The organism is Rothia sp. HMSC058E10, assembly GCF_001809415.1.
Classification (GTDB): Bacteria; Actinomycetota; Actinomycetes; order Actinomycetales; family Micrococcaceae; genus Rothia; species Rothia dentocariosa.
In genome coordinates, this window is record NZ_KV797612.1 from 127,721 (window position 1) to 141,320 (window position 13,600).

A 13,600-nucleotide genomic window follows, 5' to 3' on the forward strand; every position below is an offset into this window, starting at 1 on the left:
TAGTCGTGAGAGGCTGACATGAAATACTGAATCAGTATATCAGCAGTCAAATGTATAGATTATTACTGTGATGTATATAATATTCCCCGGAATACGCTGACAATATGCATGACATTATGTCAGCGTAGTGTGTGCAATATCCGGAAAATAATGTGTGTAAAAAGCTACTTCCGATCCTCATCCGAATCATCGTCGTGTTCGGCAAGTTCCGTGAAGTAATTCTTGTACACGCCCTCATTCGAGAGCTTGCGCGCCATCGGGGGAGCCGCAATCACCGGAACAGCGCCTGTGAAGCCCTCACGAACACGCGCAATCTCATTCACGCGATCGCGCACCACAAACCAACCAATGATGAGCAGCGGAATCACGAAAAGAAGCGAGATAAGAGTCCATGTGCCCACGGGGTAGTCGAGTGCCATCAGCACAATAACAATAGCCATGAAGGTCAGAACCGACCAGTCGGCAAAGCGCCCGCCGGGAGCACGGTATTCGGGGCGTGTGTACTTTCCTTCCTTGGCCAGCTTGAGGAACTTCTGGTGTGAGAGCGAAATGGCAACCCAGGACGCCATCGTACCGAAGGCCGCAATATTGAGGACGACCTCAAACGCCTGTTCGGGAACAATGAAATTCAGGACCACACCGAAAAGCCCCACCACGCCGGTTAGCAGAATACCCGCCACCGGAACGCCGGACTTAGAAACCTTAGTTGCGAACTTCGGCGCAGACCCGGCAACACCCATCGAATGCAGAATACGACCAGTCGAATACAGGCCTGCGTTCAGCGACGATGCGGCGGCGGTAATCACGACCAGCTGCATGATTGGGGCACTTGCGGTCACGCCAATATTGTCGAAGAAGGTTACGAAGGGCGACTCGTCATCGCTGTAGACGGTGTACGGCATGAGCAGGCACAGCAGCACTACGGCACCCACGTAGAAGATGGCAATGCGCCACACCACAGCGTTGATAGCGCGCGGAATAATCTTCTTGACGTCCTTTGTTTCGCCGGAGGTGGTGCCCACCAGTTCGATACCGGCGTATGCGAACACAACGCCCTGCACAACAATTAACGCCGGAAGAACACCCTGCGGGAAGAGCCCGTCATGTGACATAATCAGCGGAATACCGGGCTGCACGCCGTTGATGGGCTGTCCGAAGATGAGGTACCAAATACCAACCGCCATGAAGGTCAGCAGTGCCAGAATCTTGATGAGTGCAAACCAGAACTCCAGCTCGCCGAAGAGCTTAACCGAGACTAGGTTCAGGGACACGGTCACAATCACCACGATGAAGGCGGTGAGCCATTGTGGTAGGTCGGCAAAGAATTGGTTATATCGCCCAAACCAGGAGATGTAGATAGCAATTGCGGTCGCATCCGCCACCGCTGTCATGGCCCAGTTGAGCCAGTACAGCCAGCCGGAGACGAACGCCGCCTTTTCGCCGTAGAATTCGCGGGTGTACGAGACGAACGAGCCAGAGGAGGGGCGGTGCAGGATCAGCTCGCCCAGTGCGCGCAGGATCAGATAGCCGAAGAACCCGCAGACGGCAAAAATGATTGCAAGCATAGGGCCGGCCTTTTCAAGGCGCCCGCCTGTCCCCAAGAATAGACCGGTACCGATAGCGGAACCGATCGCAATCATTTGAAGTTGTCGAGCGCCTAGCCCCTTGTGCAGGCCTTCCTGCTCATGAGCAAAGGCATCTTCGTGGTCTGGTCGCGTCATAGGTTTTTTAGGTGAATCGAGACTCATATTTTTCCTTATGACCTGCAGCGCCCAGCGGGAACGATGGTGTACCTTCTCAGGCGCCACAATACGGTATTGTTCCATGCGGATATATAGTAAATCCCGGAAACCGCATGGAGTTTTTTAAGACTATAGCAGACCAAGTATAAGAATGTTACGGGGAGCACACCCCGATAATATGCGCGTCAACGCATAATGTACGTACTGCTGTGATGCCGGGAATATTCCGAAAATTGTTATTGAAATTTAATAAATACAGTTTATTCCTTGCTATAGCAGGGAACATAAAATTATCCCTGGCTCACAGAAAAATATGTGTGTATTTATACAGGTAGGGTGTGCAGGATATGAGGAGACGGCGCTCGCTTTTCGTGGGTTTAGCTGCCGCCCAGTGCGTGAATCTTTCGGTCGAGGCGCTTCTTGCGGCGGGTCAGCAGCCACCAGCCGGGCACGTGAAGTGCAGATTTGCGCCCCACCTCGATGACGGAGGGGAGCTTCTTCTTGGCGAGAGCGGTATCGATCTCAAGGTCGGTGGCACCTTCGGCGCGCATCCGCTCAATAAGGGCGAGGGATTTGGCGACGGGTCCGCCTCCAATGACGTGCGCATCCATGCGGGCTTGAATCGCCGCGCGGCGTTCGTGCAGGCGTGTTAACTGTGCATTCTTAGGGTTATTTTCACCCATTCGGCGTTCCCCTCAATATGATGACAATGACTCTCAAATACGGGCTAAAATGCCTCATCAAAGCCCGAAATAAGCCGAAAAACCGGCGCTTTCAGTCTACAGAAAACCCTAACCCCCTTGGTAAAATAGTCTCTGTAGATGGCGTTCAGACGCGCCAACAAAACCACGGGAATTTACGTTTTCCCGCACCCTAGTCAAGGAGTCAGCATGGCTATTGCAACCCCCGAAGTCTACGCAGAGATGCTGGAGAATGCGAAAGCAAAAGGCTTCGCCTACCCGGCAGTAAACGTCACCTCCTCGCAGACCCTCAACGCCGCTCTTCGCGGTTTCGCTGAGGCTGGTTCTGACGGTATTGTTCAGGCATCCACTGGTGGCGCAGCGTACTGGTCGGGAGCATCGAAGAAGGATATGGTCGCTGGTTCCCTGGCATTCGCGGCATACGCTCGTGAGATCGCCAAGCAGTACGACGTGAACATCGCGCTGCACACTGACCACTGCCCCAAGGACAAGCTGGATGGTTTTGTTCTTCCCCTGCTCGCCGAGTCTGAAAAGGCTGTGGCGCGCGGCGAAGACCCCATCTTTAACTCCCATATGTGGGATGGTTCCGCTATTGATCTTGACGAGAACCTCAAAATTGCGGCTGAGCTTCTGGAGCGCACCAACAAGGCAAAGATTGTGCTTGAGGTTGAGATTGGTGCCGTCGGCGGCGAGGAAGACGGCGTTGAAGGCGCTATTGATGACACCCTGTACACCACTGTTGATGACGCGGTGAAGACCGTTGAGGCTCTGGGTCTGGGCGAGAAGGGTCGCTACATTGCGGCGCTGACCTTCGGTAACGTGCACGGCGTGTACAAGCCCGGTAACGTGCACCTGCGCCCCGAACTGCTCAAGCAGATTCAGGACGAGATCGGCGCTAAGTACGGTAAGGAGAAGCCGTTCTCGCTCGTGTTCCACGGTGGTTCCGGTTCGACCGCTCAGGAGATTGCGGATGCGGTTTCCTACGGTGTGATCAAGATGAACATTGATACCGATACCCAGTACGCTTTCACTCGCCCGGTCGCCGGTCACATGTTCACCAACTATGACGGCGTGCTCAAGGTTGACGGCGAGGTCGGCAACAAGAAGGCATACGACCCCCGCGTGTGGGGCGCTAAGGCTGAAGAGGGCATGGCAGCTCGCGTGGTTGAGGCTTGCCAGCAGCTCGGCTCGGCAGGCACCTCGCTGAACAAGTAGGTAATTCTTAGCCGGTTTGCCCCGGCTTCAGAAGGCTCTTTATTCCAATAAAGCGGGTTTTCCACCGCTTTATTGGAATAAAGAGCCTTTTTAGTATGTGTGTGAGAGGTCTGCCGGGCGAATCCGGCGAAAATAGTCGCCGTCGTGAACGGTGTACATGGTAGTTTTAAATTTATGAGTGAGCAATCATCGAGAGAAAACTTTGTCGAACAGAGTCCGCGGGATGCGGTAAAACCTGGGACGGCGTCGCAGCCTTCCGACGATCAGGCTTCGACGGTACCGGGGCAGTATGCGCACCCGGGAGCTGCGAACCAAACGGAGGCGTCCATAGCCGTGACGACGGCAGACCCTAAATTCCCGTTCCGTTGGCTGTATGGGGTGCGCATCATAATCATGGCGGCGAGTTTATGGTTTAGTGTACGGAGTTTCTACATCCTTATTACCATAATGCTTGATGATTATATGTGGTTTGCTTTCAAAAATTTTATCGAAGCACCGCAGGTTATTGGATATCCGGTCTACGAAATCATGCAGATTATCGCGGTAGTACTATACCTGCGGTCCAAAGGGCTTGGCTATATTCTGGGCGTGAATATCCTCGGTTTAATCGTCCAGTTGCCCTCGCTACCTAAACTTATTGAGAATCTTCTGCGCTTAGATATTTTCTTTGAATATGCCAAAGCTTCAACGTACTTAGATTGGGGACTGTACATTATTGACGTAGCCCTGTGCATATTCTTTATCGTCATTACAATTCGCGAATATTCTCGCCGCCAGAGAATGAAGACGGCTCAAGCTCAGCCCGTTTACGCGGCGACTCCACATACTTCTGTACCGCCGACCGTCATGCCGCACAACCCTGAAGCGCCAGCACAGGCACCGACTGCACAGACTCAGAATCCGCCGGAGCCGCCCTTAATCTAGTCTCTATACTCCGTAGGTTGTGAAATACATGAGTGCCTCGGACTCCTTCAAGGAGTCCGAGGCACTCTCATATAAACATTTGGGAACGGATGCTACCCGTGTGGAAATGCGCGCTTTAGCTGCCGCATCTGCTTATGTCAATGGAGTAGGTTTTCCGATGCTTTATTGACGTAAAGAGCCTTTTAGCATTAGAAAATGTGTAAGGAATATATTCATTGAGAATGTTCAGGGGGTTTTCATAGAATATCCAGGGTGTAATCCTAGGGTGAAAATATGAGTACTGACCATGACTTTTCACCCCATAGTTCTGCTCGCGATGCGCCTGCAGCTCAAAGCAGCCGCAAGGTTCCTTGGTCGGATGTAGCCAATAGCGCCTCGGCAGGTCATGAACTTCCTGCGTATACAGCACTTTACGGTCAGCTGGGGGATGAGGAACTCGTGATCCGCCCTAGTGGAGAGCCGGAAAATGATGCCGAAAAGCCGGAAAATCCCACAAGTTCAGGAAGTCCCGTAAAATCGCCGGAGAAGGCGCACGATTCAGTGGAAGTCTCTGCGGCAAAACCCCTAGGGCTTGAGAATCTCAAGATATTCTATGTTCTTCGTATAGCTCTGGCGTATATTCCGATAGTAGTTATAGCTTATTCGTGGATAAACTCTATGGCGCGGTATTCAACTTCATATCGCGAAGAAACTTCTGTAAATCTGTTATCGGTTGAACGGCCATTATCCCATATAGCAATTCTTGGGTTTCTGATGATTCCTTATGCAGTATATATTACGGCCGTACAGACCCGCGCCTGCGCAAAATTTATACGGCGCAAAGACTATCCCTGGGTTAAAAAGGTGAATAACTATGGTCTTGTATTCTCTTTCGTGATGACCATGGTTACCGTTGCATACGATAACCCCTTTGGGTGTCTTATGGTTCTTTTTGACCTTGGGGTGAGCATTGTTTTCGTGAAAATGATGGGTTCAGGGACGGCAAAAACTAAACCTGCCGCCCGACCTCTAAATATCGCAAACCTCGATAGTAAGGAAAGTTCATACAACAGCTGCAGCGACGAAGAGGCAGAAAAATAGCGGGATGTGAACGATATGCGTGATAGTTTTGAATTTATGAGCGAGCAATCATCGAGAAAAAACTCTGCCGAACAGAACCCACAGGATGCGGTAAAACCCTGGGCGGAATCGCAGTCTTCCGGTTTTCAAGCTTCGACGCTACCGGGGCAGTATGCGCACCCGGGAGCTGCGAACCAAACGGAGGCGTCCATAGCCGTGACGACGGCAGACCCTAAATTCCCGTTCCGTTGGCTGTACGGGGTACGTATCGCGTTCATGCTGGTGAGCCTGGGGACGTCTGTGTGGGGTCTATATAACTATGTGGAGTTTATGGCTAAGTATGGATTCGAGTATTGGGATGCAGAAGATTTTCTGCACTTAGCGTTGACATGTGCATTTCTGGCATATTATGGCCTTCAGATATTCGCCGGTATCTTCTATCTCAGGTCTAAAGCGCTGGGATTTATTCTGAGCATCAATATTATTGGTCTGATCCTTCAAGCTCTAGAAATAGCAACGCTAATTGACGTGATCACCCATATGGATGACTTCTTCCAGTACGCCAATGGCTTGGCGTACCTCTACTGGGTTCTATATTTCGTAGACGTAGCTCTCTGCATCGTCTTTATCGTCATGGTGAGTCAAGAATATTCACGCCGCCGGACGAATAGTACGGTTTGGACTCAGGGAGCACATGCGCAAACCTCACAATCTCAGCATGCACAGACTCAGAATCCGCCGGATCCTCTAATGTAGCCGGTAGCCAGTTGTGAAAACATATGAGAGTGCCCCAGACTCTTTATCAAGGAGTCCGGGGCACTCGCATCTAAACATATTCAGGGCGGGAACTACTCGTGCGGGGATGCGCGCTTTAGCCGCCGCATCCGCAGCCACCGCATCCGCATCCGCCGGATTTGGTGGCGACTGAACCCTCAGAGGGAATGCCATCGCCGGTGTCGCCGCCCATGAGGTTCACGCGGTTACCAATATCGGGACCACCTACCACCTGGGGCTTTTTACCGGCGAGGGTCGCCGCGAAACCGGCGGGTTCGCGCAGAGCACCGGGTGCCAAATCGGGAATGGGAGTGAAGCCTGAGGAACCGCTCGGGCCGCATGCCGCTGCAGCCGCATTCGCCTTCGGCTTTTTGACCTTGTGGGCTTTCGAGAAGCGCGTAATCTGCTCGGCGGTCGGGTACATAAACGAAACTTTGACCTCGCCGTTGACGAGCATAATCGGTAGAACGTCGGTACCGCTCATCGCCATTTGCTCGGCGACGGGCTCGCATTCCTCGAATGCTGACGGGTAACTATCGGTTGAGTAAACCTCAATATCGACCCCCGAATCGAGTGCTTCCTGTGCGGCGCCCAAAAAGAGGGTTCGTTCCATATCGTTAGGGTCCTCAGGGTTCTCGCCCGGGCCTGGAATGAAAACCTCAAGGATGGTGCCGGTTAGTTCTTCGGTTTGCTCACTCATGCGGGAACACTTTCTCGTCGTTAGGGTTCAAGCCTTCAATATGCTCTAAGTGTACTCGTGTTTACCCTATGCAGGGAGGGCTTACAAAAATACTGAGCGATCGGCGAAATCCTCCAGAGCTCTAGTGCTGTGTCTGCCGCCTGATTGAGCGACTGCATCATGAAATATACTCTGGAAATTCGGCATATTATGCAGGCTGGGAATATTTTTTCAAAATCCCTCGACCTGTGGTGGACACAGTAACAAAAACCTGACGAGTACGGTATTCTAAAGGGAAAATACATGTATTTGCCTGTGTCGTTACACAAACGACATCTTTCGGGTGTTTACTACATCAAAGGAGATCTTATGTTTGGTTTCGGGAAGAAAAAAGCAGCGGCACCGACGGAATCGACCGCAACCGCTGATATTTATGTGGCACCGGTGACGGGGGAGTACCTTCCGCTGTCTGAAGTTTCTGACCCCGTATTTTCGCAGGGTGTCATGGGGGATGGCTACGCCGTTAACCCTACATCGAATATGATCGTTGCCCCTGCGGCAGGTACGATCGCCTTGATTCAAGACACCATGCATGCCTTTATGCTGCGTACCGATAACGGCGGCGAGGTGCTGGTGCATATCGGTATCGATACTGTAGATCTCAATGGCGAAGGCTTTACCTCGCACGCTAAGGTGGGCGATAAGGTTGAGGCGGGCGCCCCCATTATTGAGGTTGATTGGGAGGCCATTAAGGATCGTATTCCCTCCAAGGAGACGATGGTGATGGTGACCAACACCCCCAAATTCAATATTGTGAAGGACTCCGAAGAGCGCCGCACCGTCAACGCGGGCGATCATGTGGCGGAAGCGACCAAGAAGTAGAAGACGCGTAGAGCCTTGTGATGCTTCGACAGGGCAGAAGGCGCCGGTTTTCTCGCTCTGTCTGGCACGATGCTCCGGCTTTACGCAGCCTCGCTTTACGTGAGGTCTTGTGCCGCAGCTGCCGACGAGCAGACCTCACGAAAGAGGTTTTCTCATATGGTTTCACCGATTTTCGGTGGAACCATATTTTTTTAACAAAAACTTTTTAACGGGCAAAAGATATTGTCTCGAAGAAATAGGCGTGGGAAAATATTTGACAAAGATAAATTTTCTCGCTCAAGCAAAAGTGATTTACAGGTAAAAAATAGTTATGCTATTTATGTGACGCGTCAAGAAAATGTTTTTTGACGCATCCGCCTATTCATTCACTCAGCAACATATAGTATTTGGGAGTTCATACCCATGAGCCTTTCTTCGCAGAAACTCAACCGACGTACCGTTCTTGGCGCCACCACGCTTGGCGCTGCCGCCGCTATGATGCCCGTGGTGGGCGCATCCGCAGCAGAGGCGAGAATTCAAGGAAGTCTTCCCGGCGAGAAGGAACAGCCTGTCAATGATGAACAGCAGCCTATCCTCGATGAAGATATTGAATTTGACCCGGAACATGCGGCCTGGACCTTTCTTAGACAAAAAGAATTCTTTGTAGCACATCGTGGTTCGGGCGATATTAATCCCGAACACACCGCATACGCATATACTCAAACTGCAAGAAATGCCGATGCTATCGAAATTTCTTTGCGAACCACGGCTGATAATATTCCCGTTTGCATTCATGATGAATCGCTGATGCGCGTTACCGGACTTAATCGCAAAGTACGTGATCTTACCCTGCAAAAACTGCGTGGCGTTTACGTCAATATGCGCAAGACTCTCGGTGAAGGTACACCGCTGGAGCAGATTCCCACATTTGAAGAGGCCGTGGATGCGATCAACAACGCCCCCACCGGCAAGCGCCTTCCCCTCTTCATCGAAGCGAAAGACTGGCGCGCACAGGGTCATCTGTTGAAAGCTATCAAAGAACGCGGGCTGGCGCATCGTGTAGTGATCAAGATGTACCGCGACGGTCACGGCGGTTTCAACCCCAACTCAAAGTATCTGGCCCAAGCGAAAGCCGCGGGCTGCCAGACCTGGTGCTACTTCGACGCCAACGACAGCCTTGAAGGAATCCGTCAGCTGGCGGGATCCAACAACGTGGATGCGCTCGGCGTGCCCTACTTTGAATCCGTGCGCGGTCCCGGGTACGGTTCCATGGCGGATGATAAGGTGCGTGCCATTGTCGGCTTCGGCAAGCCCGTGATTGTTTGGGAGGTGCACCGCCGAAGCACCTACGAACACTACAAGAGCCTGGGCGTGCGCGGGTTTATGAGCCCCGACCCGTCCTGGGTACTCGGATGGAAACGAGACGCCGTGATCAATGTTGCGAACGGGCGTCGGGAGCACGGCATGCTGCCCTCTAGCATCACCAACGCCCAGGATTATCCCGACTTCACCCGCGGGGCAATCGTGCACCGGCAGAATTACGACGAATCCTTGCTGCTGGGGCCGCTCGCTGCTGCCACTGACAGGGAACAGTACACCCTCGAATTCGCTATGCACTGGGATAAGAAACTGCCCACAACCACCTGGAATTACGGGTACATGGCGTTCGGTCGCAGCCACGACGGTCCGCTCGGTATCGCCGGGAAGTTCCGGGGTGCATCCGAGGACGGCTGCTATGTGCTCGCTCTTCGCCCCGGCGCGAAGGTTCGGGACGAGCACGGCAAATACCGGACGGGCGATCTTGCACAGCTGATTCGTCTTGACGGCGGGCCGGGTGCGTCTCGCGAAGGTAAGGTTCTGCACACCATGAGTTTGAAAAAGCCTATCAAGCCCAACGAGAGCATCGAAGGCAAAATTGTGGTGAAGGGCAAGTACTTCTACTTTGTGATTAACGGCCAGTATTCCGCGCAGATTCATGATGCCGCCTACCGCGGCCCCTACGTGCATTTCGGCCGCTATCACGGCAACGCAACCGGCGGTCCGCTCGTGCTCACCCGCGCACTTGCCCGTGAGTCTTGGGTATAAGCCTTTGAATCAGGCTGCCTGGGCGGCTTATTCACCCGGAAAATTAGATGGATAAGCCGCCGCGGGTTCGCCAAGAATAAGTTGGGCAGTGCACAAAAACTGTTTGACGTCAGGTACAGGTTACCGTAGCAATTCGGGCGGGGTTAAGGCGATGCTGATCTAGGTGCTACTCTAGGGGCATGACAACTTCATTCACCGATAAAAAAGCTGTAACGACTGTGAGCCCCGAAGCTCGGGACGCATGGTTTAAATGGCAACTCACTCCACCCGTTCCCACCTCCTGGGAACTGCCCGAAGAAGCACGAGAAGACTTTGAAGATGCAATCATGCTCCTGCTCCTCACCGGCGAGGACGCCAGCGAATATGCGGATTACCTCAACGACTGCCTAGAAGAATTTCTAGGCGAATCGCAGGTCAAAGGCGACTTCTACCACGATATTGAACAATACGCGCAGAAAGTCGTGAGGGAGCGCCGTGCGCTCGCCGAGCGTTTGGGTGTTACGGGTGATTCTGGCAACTTGGCTGCGGCTTTCGCTGATTTGGAGGCGCACGGCGTGCTTGCGCGCGGTAAATTTTCGTGCTGCGGAACCTGCGCCAGTGCCGACATCTGGGAGGAGCGCGAGGGCTCTGACCGATGGAAGGGCTATATCTACTATCACCAGCAGGATGCCGAGAATCTGGCGGAAAGCGGGAGCACCTACATTGGCTTCGGCTCGTTTGAGGCGTACCCCTCTGATGAAGAGGCGTGGAAGAAACTCAGCGATGAACAGCGCGCGGCCGTCACCCGCAAACATGAGGAACTATCACTCGCACTGATGCTTGACACCGTGATCCCCACGTTGGAACGTTACGGCGTTAAGGTGACCTGGAACGGCAGCTACGATACCCGCCCGCGCCTCGATAACGTTGAGGTCTATGAGATTCCGTAAGCTATAAAACCGTGCGTGCGGTCCGCCGTGGGAGTCGCGCGTGAGTTGAGGGGCGCATCCTGTATGTTATACGGGATGCGCCCCTAGCTTTTTTGTATTCTCTTACTGGTGCTCGCGGGAAGCTATTCGGGCAGCAGGCTCAGTGCAATCTGGAAGAGGTGCTCACGGTTGGTCGAAGGTGACAGGGTTGAGCGCACCATGAACCCCTGGAAAGTGAGGATGAGCGCATCCGCTGTGTCGTTGACGAAGGCTTGAAGTTCGTCGGCAGAAGGTTTGCGTTTATTCTCTGCTTCAAGATACCGCTGACCCCAGGGGGTGAGTGATTGAGCGACGATATCGTGCAGGGTGGTAAAAAGCGTGTTGGTGGATTCTTGCACCTCGGGAACGGTAAACGATTCCAGACGGATGCGCAGCATCGAGGTGAAGTTCGCTTCGACGGTTGAGGTGGTGAAGATCATGCGCATAATATCGCGCGGGGAGGGGTCTTTGAGTTCACCGTAAGCTGCAGCGATCATATCGATACGCTGTTGAACAGTGGCGTAAAGAATGTCGCCTTTGCCGCTGAAGTGCGAGTAAATGGAACCCGAAGAAAGTCCGGATTCTCTGATGATGTCCGTCATAGAGGTGTGGGTGTACCCCTTGGCGGTAAAACACGTGAAGGCGGCGTCGATAATTTGGCGTCGACGTGCCTGTTTAGTGGCTTCGGTCAGACGTGGCATGCCTTAAGACTATACCTTTTCGAAGAGTTTGCGCTAGATAAAAATAGAATGAATATTCTCTGTTGTGACATTATAAACAAAATGATTATTGTGTTTGCATCCGGTCTTTATTCAGAGTAGAGTCTTACGTGTTGATAAACAAAACATATATTTTGTTTGGAGAGTTTCATGGCACGCACAACCGAGGCGATCACGCCCTCATCCTGGCGCAAGGTTATCGCCATCGCCACGCTGACATCCGTCATTGTCAGCATCGTGATTCTTGCCTTCACTTGGCCCACTAAAGCCATGGAGGCGAAAAACCTGCCCGTCTCCATCGTGGGACCGGAAGCAGCCGTCAGCCAATTCGAGCAAGGACTCAAAGATCGAGGGATCGAAACCTTCGAGTTCAAACAGGCGTCCTCCCGCGAAGACGCCGAACGGCAGATCAAAGAACGCGAAACCTACGGCGCGATCGTCTTCACCGAAGGCGCAGCACCCGAAGTCATGACCGCGCCCGCCGCAAACGCATCCGCAAACCAGATGCTCACCGGCGTAGCCCAGCAGATGAACGCTCAGGTACAGCAGAAAGCCACCGCAGCTAAAACTCAGGCGCTGCAGCAGGCCGCACAGGCAGGCGGTGAACAAGGAGCCATCGCCGCCCAGCAGCTCGAACAGCTGAAAACCGAGCAGGAAAAACTGCAGCAGGCACAGGTTAAAACCACCGCAGTCGTGCCGCTCGGCGAGGGCGATCCCAACGGTATGGGCCTGGCGGTTGCCGCGTTCCCGCTTGTTATGGGCGGTATGCTTGGCGGAATCCTCAGTATCTCTCTCGTTGAAGGAATCGTGCGCCGCTTCGTGACCGCTGGGCTCTACGGGGTTATCGGCGGACTCTTCATGACCCTTATTCTGGGCACCTGGTTCGGGTTCGTTCCCGGCGATTTCGGGGCGCTTTGGGCGACTTTCGGCGTGACCGTTTTCGCGACGGCCTCCTTCACGATCGGAATGTCCGCGCTATTTGTTGATGCCGCCGGTATCGGCCTTGGCGCCGTGCTCTCCATGTTCGTGGGTAACCCGCTCTCCGGGGCAAGCATGCCGTGGCAGTTTATCCCCGCACCCTGGGGAGCCCTCGGGCAGCTGATGGTACCGGGCGCATCCAACACGTTGCTGCGGAATATCGCCTATTTCCCGGATGCTTCAAACTCCCTGCAATGGGCTGTGCTGTTGGGCTGGGCAGGGTTCGGCCTTCTCGCTGGGGCGATCGGCTGGGCGTGGAAGGAACGTCGGGCAACTCGCATGAGCGCAGAGGATGATACCGCGAGCGTCGGTGCGAAAACCGAGGCGAACGCAGACGTGCCGGACAACGTTGAGATTCCCTGGAAAGCGGCAAACATATAGCGACCTCGCCCCCAAGTAGATCCGCGAGCAGATAGTATTTTCAAAATACTATCTGCTCGCGCCGCATGGGGGAGGTTCCTAGAATGGGAAGTATGAGCGAAGAGATCACCAGCGCCCGCATCGACGTCTGGCTGTGGTCGGTGCGCATCTTCAAAACCCGCGCACTCGCAGCCGACGAATGCAAAGGCGGGCACGTGCGCGTGAACGACGCATCCGCAAAACCCTCACAAAAACTCAAACGAGGCGACATCGTGCGGGTGCGCTACCCCGGCTGGGAACGCGTGTTTAAGGTCGAAAAACTCATCACCAAACGGGTGGGCGCGCCGATCGCCGTCACCTGTTACGAAGACCTCTCGGGGCCGCGCCCCGCGCACCTGTCGATGCCGCCGGTCGCCAAACGTGAACGCGGCACCGGGCGACCCACCAAGAAAGAACGCCGTGCCCTAGACGAGCTGCGGGGGCGAAAAGGCTAAACCCAGTTCCGCTTTCTCTCACCCCGCGATCGTCGTTAAGACCCGCGAGCAGGTAGGATTTT

The 13,600-nt window shown here is 53.7% G+C and carries 13 protein-coding genes; 9 read left to right on the forward strand and 4 right to left on the reverse strand.

The features are described 5' to 3' along the window. Positions 1 to 164: 164 nt before the first annotated feature. Complete coding sequence (locus HMPREF2609_RS01645) at positions 165 to 1,748, reverse strand: amino acid permease (RefSeq protein WP_048753559.1); 1,584 nt, start codon at positions 1,746 to 1,748, stop codon at positions 165 to 167. A 371-nt stretch (positions 1,749 to 2,119) separates the two neighbouring features. Further along, positions 2,120 to 2,425, reverse strand: coding sequence for a hypothetical protein (locus HMPREF2609_RS01650; protein ID WP_070534667.1), 306 nt, complete (start codon positions 2,423 to 2,425; stop codon positions 2,120 to 2,122). A gap of 207 nt (positions 2,426 to 2,632) precedes the next feature. Between HMPREF2609_RS01650 and fbaA the strand changes: the two genes are divergently transcribed. The 4 genes from fbaA to HMPREF2609_RS01670 all read left to right on the forward strand — a co-directional run bounded on the left by fbaA (position 2,633) and on the right by HMPREF2609_RS01670 (position 6,397). Further along, on the forward strand, positions 2,633 to 3,658 hold the full coding sequence (fbaA, locus tag HMPREF2609_RS01655; protein ID WP_048755365.1) for a class II fructose-bisphosphate aldolase: 1,026 nt from the start codon (positions 2,633 to 2,635) through the stop codon (positions 3,656 to 3,658). 174 nt (positions 3,659 to 3,832) lie between these two features. Continuing rightward, complete coding sequence (locus HMPREF2609_RS01660) at positions 3,833 to 4,582, forward strand: hypothetical protein (RefSeq protein WP_070534669.1); 750 nt, start codon at positions 3,833 to 3,835, stop codon at positions 4,580 to 4,582. 273 nt (positions 4,583 to 4,855) lie between these two features. Continuing rightward, a complete protein-coding gene (locus tag HMPREF2609_RS01665; RefSeq protein WP_070534671.1) occupies positions 4,856 to 5,662 on the forward strand; it encodes a hypothetical protein in 807 nt (268 codons plus the stop codon). A gap of 36 nt (positions 5,663 to 5,698) precedes the next feature. After that, complete coding sequence (locus HMPREF2609_RS01670) at positions 5,699 to 6,397, forward strand: alkaline shock response membrane anchor protein AmaP (protein WP_246825532.1); 699 nt, start codon at positions 5,699 to 5,701, stop codon at positions 6,395 to 6,397. Between the two features lie 115 nt (positions 6,398 to 6,512). Here HMPREF2609_RS01670 and HMPREF2609_RS01675 read toward each other — a convergent pair whose 3' ends face one another. Further along, positions 6,513 to 7,115, reverse strand: a complete 603-nt coding sequence (locus tag HMPREF2609_RS01675) for an arsenic metallochaperone ArsD family protein (RefSeq protein WP_070534672.1) — start codon at positions 7,113 to 7,115, stop codon at positions 6,513 to 6,515. A gap of 348 nt (positions 7,116 to 7,463) precedes the next feature. Here HMPREF2609_RS01675 and HMPREF2609_RS01680 point away from each other — a divergent pair, with 348 nt between their 5' ends. From HMPREF2609_RS01680 to HMPREF2609_RS01690, 3 genes are all read left to right on the forward strand, one after another. Next, a complete protein-coding gene (locus tag HMPREF2609_RS01680) occupies positions 7,464 to 7,976 on the forward strand; it encodes a PTS sugar transporter subunit IIA (protein ID WP_041321625.1) in 513 nt (170 codons plus the stop codon). Between the two features lie 402 nt (positions 7,977 to 8,378). Then, on the forward strand, positions 8,379 to 10,040 hold the full coding sequence (locus HMPREF2609_RS01685; protein WP_070534674.1) for a glycerophosphodiester phosphodiesterase: 1,662 nt from the start codon (positions 8,379 to 8,381) through the stop codon (positions 10,038 to 10,040). Positions 10,041 to 10,219: 179 nt separating this feature from the next. Beyond that, positions 10,220 to 10,969, forward strand: coding sequence for a DUF6891 domain-containing protein (locus HMPREF2609_RS01690; protein ID WP_070534676.1), 750 nt, complete (start codon positions 10,220 to 10,222; stop codon positions 10,967 to 10,969). 122 nt (positions 10,970 to 11,091) lie between these two features. Here HMPREF2609_RS01690 and HMPREF2609_RS01695 read toward each other — a convergent pair whose 3' ends face one another. Continuing rightward, the gene (locus HMPREF2609_RS01695; protein WP_070534678.1) at positions 11,092 to 11,688 is read right to left on the reverse strand and encodes a TetR/AcrR family transcriptional regulator; all 597 of its coding nucleotides are present in this window, start codon (positions 11,686 to 11,688) and stop codon (positions 11,092 to 11,094) included. Positions 11,689 to 11,856: 168 nt separating this feature from the next. Between HMPREF2609_RS01695 and HMPREF2609_RS01700 the strand changes: the two genes are divergently transcribed. After that, complete coding sequence (locus HMPREF2609_RS01700; RefSeq protein WP_070534680.1) at positions 11,857 to 13,065, forward strand: ABC transporter permease; 1,209 nt, start codon at positions 11,857 to 11,859, stop codon at positions 13,063 to 13,065. An 83-nt stretch (positions 13,066 to 13,148) separates the two neighbouring features. Continuing rightward, on the forward strand, positions 13,149 to 13,538 hold the full coding sequence (locus tag HMPREF2609_RS01705; RefSeq protein WP_006888382.1) for an RNA-binding S4 domain-containing protein: 390 nt from the start codon (positions 13,149 to 13,151) through the stop codon (positions 13,536 to 13,538). The last annotated feature ends 62 nt before the right edge of the window (positions 13,539 to 13,600 follow it).

What these genes read in the sequence shown, in the direction of transcription:
- HMPREF2609_RS01705 (WP_006888382.1), top strand. Translation starts at nt 13,149, where the DNA reads ATGGGAAGTATGAGCGAAGAGATCACCAGCGCCCGCATCGACGTCTGG.
- HMPREF2609_RS01690 (WP_070534676.1), top strand. Translation starts at nt 10,220, where the DNA reads ATGACAACTTCATTCACCGATAAAAAAGCTGTAACGACTGTGAGCCCC.
- HMPREF2609_RS01700 (WP_070534680.1), top strand. Translation starts at nt 11,857, where the DNA reads ATGGCACGCACAACCGAGGCGATCACGCCCTCATCCTGGCGCAAGGTT.
- HMPREF2609_RS01695 (WP_070534678.1), bottom strand. Translation starts at nt 11,688, where the DNA reads ATGCCACGTCTGACCGAAGCCACTAAACAGGCACGTCGACGCCAAATT.
- HMPREF2609_RS01685 (WP_070534674.1), top strand. Translation starts at nt 8,379, where the DNA reads ATGAGCCTTTCTTCGCAGAAACTCAACCGACGTACCGTTCTTGGCGCC.
- HMPREF2609_RS01675 (WP_070534672.1), bottom strand. Translation starts at nt 7,115, where the DNA reads ATGAGTGAGCAAACCGAAGAACTAACCGGCACCATCCTTGAGGTTTTC.
- HMPREF2609_RS01670 (WP_246825532.1), top strand. Translation starts at nt 5,699, where the DNA reads ATGAGCGAGCAATCATCGAGAAAAAACTCTGCCGAACAGAACCCACAG.
- HMPREF2609_RS01665 (WP_070534671.1), top strand. Translation starts at nt 4,856, where the DNA reads ATGAGTACTGACCATGACTTTTCACCCCATAGTTCTGCTCGCGATGCG.
- HMPREF2609_RS01645 (WP_048753559.1), bottom strand. Translation starts at nt 1,748, where the DNA reads ATGAGTCTCGATTCACCTAAAAAACCTATGACGCGACCAGACCACGAA.
- HMPREF2609_RS01680 (WP_041321625.1), top strand. Translation starts at nt 7,464, where the DNA reads ATGTTTGGTTTCGGGAAGAAAAAAGCAGCGGCACCGACGGAATCGACC.
- HMPREF2609_RS01650 (WP_070534667.1), bottom strand. Translation starts at nt 2,425, where the DNA reads ATGGGTGAAAATAACCCTAAGAATGCACAGTTAACACGCCTGCACGAA.
- fbaA (WP_048755365.1), top strand. Translation starts at nt 2,633, where the DNA reads ATGGCTATTGCAACCCCCGAAGTCTACGCAGAGATGCTGGAGAATGCG.
- HMPREF2609_RS01660 (WP_070534669.1), top strand. Translation starts at nt 3,833, where the DNA reads ATGAGTGAGCAATCATCGAGAGAAAACTTTGTCGAACAGAGTCCGCGG.